Source organism: Phormidium pseudopriestleyi FRX01 (assembly GCF_017313335.1).
Taxonomy (GTDB): Bacteria; Cyanobacteriota; Cyanobacteriia; order Cyanobacteriales; family Laspinemataceae; genus Laspinema; species Laspinema pseudopriestleyi.
The window spans coordinates 1-12258 of the sequence record NZ_JAFLQW010000219.1; the positions used below are offsets into that span (position 1 = coordinate 1).

The following is a 12258-nucleotide window of genomic DNA, read 5'->3' on the forward strand; positions in this document are numbered from 1 at the left end:
AATGACCAATGACCAATGACCAATGACCAATGACCAATCCCTCTTATTTCCCAGTCGCCTTATCCACTTCAGTTAGGGTCAAATCCACTCGCGCTTGCACGGGGGTTCCATCGGCTAAAAAGCGGGTTAATCTATAGCTGAGTCGGGTGACGAAACAGCGCATATACTGCTGTTGTCCCCAGGCAAAAATATAGGTGGGAGGACGTTTTTTGGCGGCAGTTCCTTTGGTGGCAAAACTGACGGCTTGTTTGAGAAGATTGATAGAGGGGAGGACACTCTTGCCACTTTCGTAGGTGTCAAAGATGATGTTACTAATGGTGAGGGTGCAGGGTTCGGCATGGGCAAAGCTAACTTTGGATAATCCGGAACTGGTTCTTGCGCCTCGACTGGGATTGACGCTAACGGATTGATCGAATACCAGTTCGGTGGGGTTGAACATGAATTCGATGGTGTCGCTTTCTTGGGAAATTAGTTTCGCTTTTTCGAGTTTACCGGATGCAACGTTGTTACCAGCCATGACGGTTTTTCCTCATTATTAATACTGCATTTACCAGGGCGATCGCCGAGAATACCGACCCCCATTCCGTTCGCGATCAATGGTTAGGCGCTGTTTAATCAAATCGTAAACTTTTCGGGCTAAAATCTCTAGGTTTTCAGGTTCCGGTGTTGCTCCATATCCCGGGGCGGTAATGGTTACTTCTCGACTTCTGGGATCGGGATAGTCGGGGGGATTTTGGACGGGGACGGGGGACCGATCGCCCTTGGGTTCTGGAGGGGTCTCTCGTTGTACTCCCCAGGGGGTTAACACAAATTCCCTGTCGGTATCGATTTGGGCGGTTTGGGTGAGTAAGTCTTCGAGATTCGTCCAAGCGGTTGGCATGGATGAGGTGGTAGAAGCTATGCCCAGATCCAGGGGAGGACTCGCGAAGGGGGTTAAGGCGGACAGTTCAGAAAAATCCCGGGGAATCTCTTCTAGGGAGAGGGTGAGGGGGAGTTGAGGGAAGGGGTTTGCAGACATGGTAACTTGGGTTGGCCGATCGCCGATGGAATTCCACTGTCCCAGGGTTTGCCTTTCTCCGGTGGCGATCGCAATTTCAGTCAGTTCCAAAATCTCTGCTGGGGGTTCCTGCTGAAATTGCTCCAGTTCCTCCACAGGTTTCTCCTCACCGGGTGCGATCGCCGCTTCTAATTCAAAACTTGTTAAAGATTCCCGGGCAATAGAGTTTAAAAATTGAGGTTCAAAGAGTTTTTGTCCCAGGGGTTGATGGGGCAAAAAGGGTTTTTGAATTCCTAGAGGTTTCAACGCAGCAAGGCGACTGCGATCGCCCGGTTCCTCTCCATAATTCTCCATAGCTTCTACCATCATTTAACCCCTAAATAAAGAACCCACCGGCAGCCCTGACAATCTCGTGAAGAATTGCACCGCCACCGAGAGCATTACCACCGCCTCCGGGGTTAGTATCCACTGAAACATTTAACCCTTCATACGCCAAAGATAACTCTTCAATCGCCACAGTTGCCGCATCTGCCCTCAATGCCGGTGCTCTCCAGGCAACGGGAACCGCCCCAATTAGAGTCCAACACTGAATCGTTTCTCCGGCTGGGTTAAATAGTAAAATATTGATATTGCGACGTTGGGGACTACTGGCACTATCCGGGCTGATTTTAGTCAGCATTCGGGATGCCCAGGCCCAAAATGCGGCATCATTGGTTAGTCCTCGTTTGAGGGTGACTTCTGAAAATTGAGTATTTCCCAGGATGATGCGCTGTTGGTTGTTGACTCCCCCTTCAAAATAGGTGTCATAGTTAACCGTAACGCTCAACCCCGAACATTCGCTAAAACAAGCTGAGATGGAGTTGGTTTCCTGCATCTCCACATAAAAGCGATTGGCAGTAATATAATTCAGTCCGTGGGTTTCTGTCTGATTTTGTTTCGTCATAAATAACGACTCCCCTTTGATTTGGTGACGCGCCCGAGGCCCCAAAACTATAGCTTAGTTTAGGTTTGTTGGATTGTTGTGGATACTAGACAAAGGTCGAACTTCACCCTTTTCCCTAGACTGATTTGGATTAGGGCGGAGATTGTCGGTAAATTGGAATGAGTCCCGCGCGATCTAGGAGGGTTTGAACTTCTAGGGTGGTGAGAATTTCGGCAAATTTTTCTCCGACGGAGGGCAGACGATTATCCCGGGGATAAATCACCGCCAAAGGATAGGCTAAGGGATAGTGATTTTGAGAAAATGCAGTCACATTCGGGCTATAACTGCCTTTATTATTACACAAGTCGGTGAGGGGAGAAATCGGTTGGTTATCCAGATTTCTAACTAAGGGAGAAACAGGAGGTTGGTTCCCCTCACTTAAGGCGAGGGGATAAACGGAACATTGTCCAAAGACTTTACTCAAGGTGGCAAATCCAATACTCCCTATATTTCTATCCTCAAAATCTCGGATGACGGTTCGCAGCATTGCGAAGGTAGAAAGTGGGGTAATTGTTGCCGGAATTCTGACTAGCGTATTGGCGGATATTGGGGCTTCGAGGAGGTTGTGAAAGTCGGCGATCGCCCGTTCATCTTTAAGCACTCGCTGTTCAAAGATTCGCAAGGCTTCTTCTTCATTGGGAATATAGAGCTTAACGGGAAGATTAGGACCGCCTAATTCTTGCCAATTTGTAATTTTACCCGTATAAAGTTGCCGTAATTGGTCGAAGGTAATGCTGCCATTTAACCGTTGGGGGAGTCCATTTTCTCGGCGAGAATAGCTGAAAGGAACGAAAATAACAATGCCATCATAAGCAAATTCTCGATAGCCGATTTGAGTGTGAATTAAATTATCGTAGGCTGTGCGAGCATTGGCTAAATTGGTAATAGCAAAGTCAGTTTCTCCCGATAAAACCTTGGCGATCGCCTCAGTTGAAGTGGGTTCAGGTAAATAGCGAAAGGTGTATTTCGGCGGTTCACTGGGGTCTTCGGGTTGGAGGCGTTGTTGCAAGTCTTGCTCTAAAGTTCTACCTGGAGCAATTAAATTCGGTTGCTGAAGTAGATAACTCCAAGTACCATTTACGGATGCCGTATAGGTAAAGTTTCCCAGGGGAATACCGGCTACTTTGTCAATACAACAAACAGGGTCTTTTGCCATAGCTTTTTGCTGCCGAGTCACCATTGCCCACCAAATTAACAAGGCGAGTAATATTAAACCCAGGGTTGCCAATAAAAAGGCTAAAAGTCGGGTGCGTTGACGGCGTTTTTTTTCAACAGTTTCAATGATGACGGCGATCGGTATTCCCTCGGGAATGACGCTGCCATCGCCGATCCACCATTCCCCGGATAATTTCAGTAGGGTTTGCCGCGCCACTTCAGCGGTTTCAAATCTTTGAGTTCCCAGTCCAATTAAGTTTAAAATAAAGTCTTTCAGTAGAGGGTGGACGCCCAAAGGCCAATCCTCTTCTACCCTCGGGTCGAGTTCCTGTTCAGTTTGCGGGTTAAATGTGCGTCCGACTAACAAATAAAAGGCGATATATCCTAACGCTTTTAAATCTTGTCCTGGAAATGAAGAGGTTGAGTCGGATAAAAGAGGTTGACCAAAATTTTCCCAGAGGGCTAAATCGCATAAGTAAACAAAGAATCCTTGGGTATTGGGAACAAAAATAAGGCTATCTAAACTGAGGTTTCCATGAATAATTCCCTGTTTCAGCGCACCGGAGCGCAGACGAAATTTCTGCTCATGGAGAAACTCTAAACTTTGTAATACTTGGTCGAGGACTTGGCGAATTTGGGGGCTAGTAAAGGCCCCGGTTTCTAAGAGGTAACTGGAGAGGGTTGGGAAGGCGTCGATTTGTCCTTTGGTGACGAGATAGCAGCGTTCTTCTCGTAAGGGGGCGACTGCTTCCCAGGGAGAAATCACCCGCTGGTCCTGAATGCGACCATCGGCTAAATTAATCCCACCGACTAACCGAAATAAGTCTTTGCGCTGGCGAATTTCTTCGGAGTTAAAATAGCGTTTTGGCAAGACATATTCTTTGATGATGACGGGTTGGCGATCGCTGAGTTGGATCGCTTCATACAGCCGTCCCATTCCCCGATGGCGCAGCAATCTTTCAATTTGGTAAGTTCCGTGATCGCCTCGAATTTTAGTTTCCGGTGCTAAGGGGACCGGAAACCCACATTGTCGGCAATATTTGGCTTGGGGTTTTGCCTCAAGGGTCTGTTGGGCCACTTCGCAGCTTAAGGGATTTCCTCGGGGGCAATCATACTTTAAATACAGGGGTTGAACGGTTTGAAAAAATTCCGGTAATGTGCCTATTTCGATGTCCGGTGCCAGTTGTTGCGACTGTTTCGTGACGTCTTGGTTTTTACGGAATCCTCCCGGCAGCTTGAACTTGAATTCTGACAATTTGGGGGGTTGAATCTTTAAGTTTTGCTGCACGAAGGGAATCACCCATTGAAACCGAGCGGGGACGAATCGGAACAGGCGATTCTTCAGGCCCATTTGCATAGAGGAACCCCGCATGATGATGCGACTGATTTCTCTGCTACCCGCTTCCTGGGCTAATTTTTTGCCAATTTCTTTAGACATAATCTGGCTATTTTTTTAAACTTGTTTTAGAATTTAAGGGAATGTTTCAGTTTACTGACTGATATTGAATGTTTGGAGGAATCTAAAAATGGCTCTACCCGAGGTTGTTCGACTGTTCAGAGATGTTCAAGCCGATCCTTCCCTTAAAGAAAAATATAATTCCGCTCCGAGTTTAGATAAATTAGTCGCAATGGCTCGTCAAGATGGATATAATTTTACAACCGAGGAATGGATGGAAGCGACCCAGTTTAAGGTAGAAGAATTAGAGTCGAAATTATCAGAAATTCCGGGAATTTAACCCTTGCAAACAGGCACGGCAATGCCGTGCCTTGGTTTAGACGGGTTTGCCATCAACTTTGACCTGACCTTGGTCACATTCGAGATAAAGGTCGGAACCTAGGGGGGCAAAAGTAATCCCAAATTTGGCAAAATCAAATTCGGCAGCTTTGGCACTGGCAATCAGGGAACTTCGCAAGGTATTTAAGGCGGTTGTATATTGCGTAACTTCTTCCCCGGTTTGACCTTCTAATTTGCGCCGATTGCGGTCAGAAATTAGCCGGTTGACTTCCATTTGAATCTGTTGAAGATGACCGTCTAATCCCCCAGGGGTGAGGAACAAATCTGCGACTCGTTCCCGTTTGAGGGTTTCTAACCAGCGTGTGGGTTCGATGTAGGGGTCACTGATACTATGGCGATCGCCTCCTTGCGCCTGTTTATCTTTGCCCTTTCGCTGAATGGTTGTAGCCGGTGCCGCATTGACGGTTAATTCCTCCTCCACAGTGGCAGTTGCCTCGGGGTGGAGTTCTTCCTCTTCCTGGAGTTGCAGGGTCTTTGGAGTGGTTGTTGCCTCGGAATCGGGCTGGATCAACTCTGCCTCTGATTCGCGGCGATCGCCACCCTGACGCTGAATCGTTGGCTGGACCCCCGGGGTTTCCGATTCCTCCGGTGGAAAGATATCAATATTGGCAAAGTTGAAACCTTGGCGTTTTTTCCCCTCGGAGTCGGCTTGGACCCCCGGGACCTGTTCCGGGGATGCTTCCGTGGGTGAGGGGAAAGGACGCGACTCAAATTGACCCTCTACTGTAGAGGATTGGGGATATTTTTTCTTACTTTTGCGCTGAACTAGGGTTCTGATTTTTTTCATTAAAGACTCCTCCTGGCGCGAGTTCCGCTTTTGCTGCATCAATGGCCGTAAGATGGAATCCACCTATTTTACGGGACTCGGTTGGGGAGTCACATTGGACTTATGGCTAGTTATCGCAATAGTTACCGAGTGACTGGCGGTGGCGGTGGCGGAAGGGGTTCCGGTGTGGGTGTGGGTGCGGGTGTGGGTTCCTGTACGGGTGCGGGTTCTGCTGCGGGTTCTGCTGCGGGTTCTGCTGCGGGACAACCGATTTCCGAGAGAGAACCATCGGGCATGATGGCGCGACAGAGGGAGGCGTCGATGAGGATGGTATTCCTGAGTTTGGCATCGGTTAAGTCGGCGCGTTCTAGGTTGGCACCTTCTAGGTTGGCGGTGGAGAGGTCCGCTTCGGTGAAATCGGAGAGATAGAGATTGGCTTTGGGGAGAGAGGCCCCAACGAGGTTCACGAAGTTGAATTCGGCATGAGGGGCGATCGCCCCATATAAATCCGCATCCCTTAAGTCAGCTTCATGCAAAATTGCACCACTGAGGTTGGTGACGATTAAGGAGGCCCTGGTGAGATTGGCCCCAATCAGGTTGGCGTCGAGCACAGAGGCTCCATTAAGATTGGCCCCGCTGAGATTGGCCCCACTGAGATTGGCTCCGTTGAGGTTGGCCCCGCTGAGGTTGACGCCGTTGAGGTTGGCCCCGCTGAGGTTGATGCCGCTCAGTTCGCAGTTGCGACAGTCTCGGGTATTGAAGAGTTGTTGCAGGTGCAGGGGGTTCTCAGCACCCAGGGGAATTGCGCTCGTTAGCAGTACGGCGATCGGCAGTAGGATTTGTTTCATGAATGCCTCAAGCTTGGCTATTCTATTATCATTGTCTCCCCCGGGTTTTCCAATTGGCTATTAGACGGAAGTGGAATGCGATCGGCTTCCTGCTAGAAAGGGAGCAAGATGCTCCCACTCCTGCTAGAAAGGGAGCAAGATGCTCCCACTCCTGTTGAGCAAGGGTAATACAATTTAAGGAGTGCGAGCATCTTGCTCGCTACTGCTGCTAGAAAGGGAGCATCGAGCTTTGTGATTCTTTTTGAAAAACTGATTGAGACTCGCTCTATATAATGTTCACGGGCAATTATTATCTCCATGCGATATTCACTTTTAAGTCGGTTTCAGGGAACCCTACTCGGTGCTAATATAGGCTATGGGATAGGAAGCGGGATGATTTCCTTGAGTGGACCTGGGCTTGAGGTGCGCCCGAGGCCAGGGGAAGATAAATACCTGGTGGCGAGTGGTTCAAGTTTAATTCAAAATGGCGGATTTGACTCCTCAAGCTGGTGCGAAGCAGTCGCTTCGGTGTCTCAACAGTCCGAGGGAATTGAATCTACGGCAATCTTAGGGACCGATCGCCTGATGGCTGTGGTTCCAGTTCTCCTGTTCTATCACGAACAATTAGAATTTTTGAGAACGAATATATACCAGATTAGTGAGCTTTTGTCAATCCCCTTGGCGGAAAGAGATGGACTATTGGCCTTGGGGTATGCGATCGCCGCCAGTTTGACAGAACGCCTGAACCGGCACAGTTTGATTGGAGAAACCATAGCCTATCTCCAAGAAAGCCCATCCCCTCTGATTCCCCAACTGGCAACCGTCGAAACCCTCCTCGCCCAAGGTGCCAGTTTAGAACGAGTTCGAGAACAATTGACCCAGACTGAGGGGACCGCCAGCCTCCCCTTTGCCCTAGGATTTTACTGCCTTCTGAGTACCCTAGAAGACTTCCGATTATCCATCAGTCGTGCCACGCGCACTCTGAGTCAATCCGCTGTGACCACCGTAATCACAGGAATTTTATCCGGGGTTTATAATAGCATTCCGGGCATCCCTTGGACCTGGCAACTAGGGCCATTGCCAACGGAGCAAATCTTCCACCTAGGCGATCGCCTTCTTGCCACTTGGTCTGGGGTCTATGATGCTCACCATCAACCGGAAGAAGCAATTCATTTTCGCGCTGTCGCCGCACCGAATGTCATTCGTCCCTGGCAACTCTAAGACCCCAGTTCCCTAGCGGGAAGACCCAAAAAATCAGATTTTTTTACAAAATCTCCACTTATTCGCAACTTTCAAAAGAGCCAAAAACCCAGGATTGGGTCCGCTTGATCTCATCCGGAACGGATGCCCTCAGCAAAGGATGCGGGTTTAACCCCCCTCATCTGCATTGACCGAACCGATCCCCGGCTGTGGGGGTGAAGATTTAGGCTGAGGAAGAGTGCCTCTATAATAGTGCATAACGCCTTGGCTTCTACTCCTAGCAATCGTCTATTTTAGAACAGGCACGAGAGATCCATGAGATCAATTCAGATGCTGACTCGGCAACTCGAACAATGGGGAAGAGATTGCGCCAACATTTACTCGCGCAATCTTTCCGACCGCAATCGGCTGAAGAGGGGCACCCTCCCTCAAGGGTCCCCTCCGTCTTTGCCCCACGAGTTACCCTCCCCACCCCGTCAAGGTTCGACCGAACCGACGGGTTGGACAAAGGGACTCCAATCTCGAATGAATAGCACAGTCCATTCCCCTGTAGCGGTTCTGCTGGCGGTGACTTGCCTCACCGCAACCATCGGACAGCGCTTTTACAATCAGCCGCAACTGGATGTAGGCACCATTGCCCCACAAACCTTTATCGCCCCTGAAGATACTAGGGTAGAGGACACGAAAACCACCGAAGACAATCGCAGGGCGGCCCGAATTGGGTCCAGTCCGGTTTTAATGATCGATCGCCCCGTCTCTCAGCAGATTGAGAAAGTCCTGCAACGAGTGTTGGACGAAGGAACCCAATTGCGCCAAGTCGGGGGGGAATTTCCCTTTGTGGATACTGCCATCTTGTCTACTTCCACTCAGCTTTATCTAAGACAGGCGCAAGAGTGGGAATATAACGCGGTAGTGAGGGCGGCGGGAGAAGATGAGCCAATGGTGGAGATTCCCGCCAATTCAATTGAGGAACCCAATAACTCATCTCGGACAGCTTGGGAGGTAGAACGGGGGCTGTTAACAGACTCCGGACAGCAAGCGGTGATGGAACTGCAAGCTTACCGCAAACGCGGGGGGTCTGTGGCGTTTTCGACATTGATTGAGCAAATTTCCCAGGCGCGTCAAACCTATCGTTTAGCGGTGGCGGCGATCGCAGATACGACCAGTGTCGCCTCAACCCATATTTACGGTGTTAATTTGTTTGAGTTCTCCGATGAAGAGTGGATTCAAACTCAATTGGGTCTCCACAATGCGTTACAGCGGATGTTGTCCCAAGGGATTCCACCGGGACTGCCGAAAAATATTCTGCAAATGGCGGTGATGATCCAGTTAGAAGACCAGGTCCCACAGGGGGCAGCGGAACTCTCTCAGAATTTGTTGTTAGAGGTCCTTCAGCCTAATTTAACCAAAGATTTAGAACGGACCCGAGTTCGCGCTGAACAAGCGGCCCTGGAAGTCAATCCGGTTTTTGTGACGGTTGAAGCAGGGGAGATGATTATTGAACAGGGAGAGACCATTTCTCAGTCACAATTCGTGCTGCTTGATCGCTTCGATCTGAGTCTGCGTGAAATTAATTGGGTGGGACTGCTGGGGTTTGGCGGAATGGTGACGATCGCCGTGGGAATTTTTTGGCTGGCGGAACGGCGAGTCCATCCGAAGCTACGACGACGCGATCGCACTCTGGTGTTACTCCTCTGTTTGACGGCACCGATGCTAATTTCCCTGGGAATCCCTTACACCACGTTACCGGCGATCGGGTTATTACTCGGCAGTTTCTACGGGTCCATTCTCTCGGGGACCGTTGTCGGACTCCTGAGTGTACTCTTACCCCTGGGTATTGAAATCGAGTGGGCTTATTTGCTGGCAAATGCAGCGGCGGGTTTAGTCAGTGGCATCCTAGCCGGACGAATGCGATCGCGAGAAGAACTGGCAATGGTTGGGGGTCTGGCGGGTTTAACCCAAGGTGGCGTTTACCTGATTGGGACCCTGATTCCTAGTGCCACTGCCGGGACCATCTGGTACACAATTCTCGGGGCCGCAGGGATTCAGGCGATCGCTGGGATCTCCTGGAGTATTGTCGCCCTCGGCTTGAGTCCCTATCTCGAACAGCTATTTGACCTAGTAACTCCCATCCGGCTGGCAGAACTGGCTAACCCCAATCGCCCCCTCTTAAAACGTTTAGCTTCCGAAGCGCCGGGGACCTTCCAACATACCCTCTTTGTCGCCACCCTCGCCGAAGCTGCCGCGAAGGAACTCGGCTGTAATGTGGAATTGATTCGCACAGGTACGCTGTATCATGACATCGGGAAAATGCACGACCCCCAAGGGTTTATCGAAAACCAAATGGGGGGAACAAACAAACATGATGAAATTGATGACCCCTGGGAAAGTGCGGCAATTATTAAAAAGCACGTCACCGCAGGGCTAGTGATGGCGCGGAAATTCCGTTTACCGAAAGCAATTCAAGCCTTTATTCCCGAACATCAAGGCACAATGTTGATTGCTTATTTTTATCATCAAGCGAAACAACGTGCTCAACAAGAGGGGCGAGAAGTCCGGGATGAAGATTTCCGCTATGATGGTCCGATTCCCCAATCTCGGGAAACGGCGATCGTCATGTTAGCCGACTCTTGTGAGGCAGCTTTACGCAGTCTCAAGGATGTCACCCCAGAGGAAGCCCTGAATATGGTCAATAAAATTCTCAAAGCCCGGTGGCAAGACAATCAACTGGGTGAGTCCGGTCTGAAACGGGAAGAAATGCCCAAAATTGCCGAAATCTTTGTGAGAGTTTGGCAACAGTTCAATCACAAACGGATTGCCTATCCCAAAGCGGCGCTTTCTCTCCAGTCGAAGTAAGGGGAGGGGGAAATCAACCCCCTGCCTATACTTAACCTTTGACTCCGGTCCCGGCATCCGTGGGGACAATGTATTGCTGCAAGAGGAGAAATAACAGTAACACCGGGGCGACTGCGATCGTTGACCCCGCAGCAATCAACCGCCAATCTAAGGAAAATGTCCCTTCTAATCGCGCCACACCCAGAGGCAATGTATAAAATTCCGGGCGGTCAATCACCAGTAACGGCCACAGAAAATCACTCCATGACCCGATAAACACAAACAGCGCTAACGTCACTAGCGCCGGCCTCACCGCAGGAATCATCACATTCCACCAAATTCCTAATTCTGAACAGCCATCGATTCGTCCTGCTTCTTCTAACTCTTTTGGCACGCCTTGAAAGGCTTGGCGCAATAAAAAAATGCCAAAGGCTGAGGCGAGAGAGGGGAAGATAATTCCTAAATAAGTGTTTTTTAATCCCAATTGTACGGTTAAAATATACAAAGGAATCATCACAATTTGAAAGGGAATCATAATCGTAGAGACTATCCCCGAAAAAATCAGATTCCTGCCGGGAAATTCTAATCGGGCCAGGGGATAAGCCGCTAAGGCACAAAATATCACATTAAAGCTCACCGTTAGGACCGCAACCAGGGTGCTATTAAAGAGATATTGTCCGAAGGGACTCGTTTGCCAGACCCGAACAAAGTTCTGGAAGGTGGGTTTGGCTGGCAGGAATTGCGGAGGAACTTGAAAGATGTTTTCACTCGGGGATTTGAAGGCGGTACTAATCAGCCAAAGTAAGGGGAGGAGGGTAAGGAAGGCGATCGCACTCAACAGTGCATAAATGGCCAACCGTTTCCATCGGGATTGGGTTTGAGGCGAAACAGACAGCTTGAGGGAATCTTTCATAGAGGTTAGCCTTGAAAGTTGAGAATAAAGATAATTCAAGTGAGTTGAATGGGAACAAGAATAGCGTAGCATAACCTCCCTGTTTTTAGGCTAAAATCGTTTAAATAATTTGATTCCGAATCCAAAAAATTGACCGGATTAAGCCGAAAAAAGACTTGATAAATCCCCCAATTAAAGGTAAAATTGGAGGGAGTAGTTGAAATCAAGGTGGCATCTGCTCACCTCATAAAATCAAAAATAAATCAATCATTTCCAGATTCTCAAGATAAAGGAGGCTGCTAAAATGACTAGCAAAATTGATGAAACAAAAATTGCCAATATTATTAAAAAAATGGCTCAATACCATTAAGGAAATTCAGGGAGACAGTGGGAGAAACAGCGATCAAGTTACCCGACTGACCAGTATCAAAAGTTTGTGTAAAGACCGTCAACCCTCACAACACTTCGCCCTCCATATCGCCAAACGGGTCTGGGAATCAATGGAGAGTAACCCGGATAATCGCTTTGATGAGACCGAATGGCAGGCTCACAAAGCCATTGTAACTCAGGCGATCGCCCAAATGGAAGCGGAGATCGAGTAAGGGACTCCTCAATTTACCCATGGACATTTTGGACGTTATCTGGCATAATCTGAATCAGCTTTCTAAACAGGAAAGGCGATCGCTCTAGGTCAAGTGGACTCAGGGCATGGCTCTCTCCAAATTTTATCTTGCCCTTTACCGGAGTCAAGCGCCCCGGTTATTACCTTTATAAAATTTTCAGATTTAGCGTTTTAATTTTATTCATAG

General features: G+C 49.0%; 11 protein-coding genes. 4 read left to right on the plus strand and 7 right to left on the minus strand.

The window, feature by feature from the left end:
* Nucleotides 1-43: 43 nt before the first annotated feature.
* From J0895_RS07850 to J0895_RS07865, 4 genes are all read right to left on the minus strand, one after another.
* Nucleotides 44-517 (minus strand): CIS tube protein, encoded by a 474-nt coding sequence (locus J0895_RS07850; protein WP_207087546.1) that lies wholly within the window; start codon nt 515-517, stop codon nt 44-46.
* A 30-nt stretch (nt 518-547) separates the two neighbouring features.
* Nucleotides 548-1366 (minus strand): hypothetical protein, encoded by an 819-nt coding sequence (locus J0895_RS07855; protein ID WP_207087547.1) that lies wholly within the window; start codon nt 1364-1366, stop codon nt 548-550.
* A 7-nt stretch (nt 1367-1373) separates the two neighbouring features.
* Nucleotides 1374-1940 (minus strand): phage tail protein, encoded by a 567-nt coding sequence (locus tag J0895_RS07860; RefSeq protein WP_207087548.1) that lies wholly within the window; start codon nt 1938-1940, stop codon nt 1374-1376.
* 130 nt (nt 1941-2070) lie between these two features.
* Nucleotides 2071-4572 carry a substrate-binding domain-containing protein gene (locus J0895_RS07865; protein WP_207087549.1) on the minus strand — a complete coding sequence of 834 codons (2502 nt, stop codon included), beginning with the start codon at nt 4570-4572 and terminating at the stop codon, nt 2071-2073.
* Between the two features lie 88 nt (nt 4573-4660).
* Here J0895_RS07865 and J0895_RS07870 point away from each other — a divergent pair, with 88 nt between their 5' ends.
* Nucleotides 4661-4870 carry a Nif11-like leader peptide family natural product precursor gene (locus J0895_RS07870; RefSeq protein ID WP_207087550.1) on the plus strand — a complete coding sequence of 70 codons (210 nt, stop codon included), beginning with the start codon at nt 4661-4663 and terminating at the stop codon, nt 4868-4870.
* Nucleotides 4871-4906: 36 nt separating this feature from the next.
* On the opposite strand, the gene J0895_RS07875 is transcribed toward J0895_RS07870, so the two are convergent.
* Nucleotides 4907-5716 carry a hypothetical protein gene (locus tag J0895_RS07875; RefSeq protein WP_207087551.1) on the minus strand — a complete coding sequence of 270 codons (810 nt, stop codon included), beginning with the start codon at nt 5714-5716 and terminating at the stop codon, nt 4907-4909.
* Between the two features lie 122 nt (nt 5717-5838).
* Nucleotides 5839-6543 (minus strand): pentapeptide repeat-containing protein, encoded by a 705-nt coding sequence (locus J0895_RS07880; RefSeq protein WP_207087552.1) that lies wholly within the window; start codon nt 6541-6543, stop codon nt 5839-5841.
* A gap of 297 nt (nt 6544-6840) precedes the next feature.
* On the opposite strand from J0895_RS07880, the gene J0895_RS07885 reads away from it, so the two are divergent.
* Together J0895_RS07885 and J0895_RS07890 are read left to right on the plus strand one after the other, a co-directional pair.
* On the plus strand, nt 6841-7743 hold the full coding sequence (locus J0895_RS07885; RefSeq protein WP_207087553.1) for an ADP-ribosylglycohydrolase family protein: 903 nt from the start codon (nt 6841-6843) through the stop codon (nt 7741-7743).
* A gap of 294 nt (nt 7744-8037) precedes the next feature.
* Entirely contained in the window at nt 8038-10578 is a 2541-nt protein-coding gene (locus tag J0895_RS07890; RefSeq protein WP_207087554.1) for an HD family phosphohydrolase, read from the plus strand.
* A gap of 31 nt (nt 10579-10609) precedes the next feature.
* Here J0895_RS07890 and J0895_RS07895 read toward each other — a convergent pair whose 3' ends face one another.
* Complete coding sequence (locus tag J0895_RS07895) at nt 10610-11470, minus strand: carbohydrate ABC transporter permease (protein ID WP_207087555.1); 861 nt, start codon at nt 11468-11470, stop codon at nt 10610-10612.
* A gap of 311 nt (nt 11471-11781) precedes the next feature.
* On the opposite strand from J0895_RS07895, the gene J0895_RS07900 reads away from it, so the two are divergent.
* Complete coding sequence (locus J0895_RS07900) at nt 11782-12051, plus strand: hypothetical protein (protein WP_207087556.1); 270 nt, start codon at nt 11782-11784, stop codon at nt 12049-12051.
* Nucleotides 12052-12258: the final 207 nt, after the last annotated feature.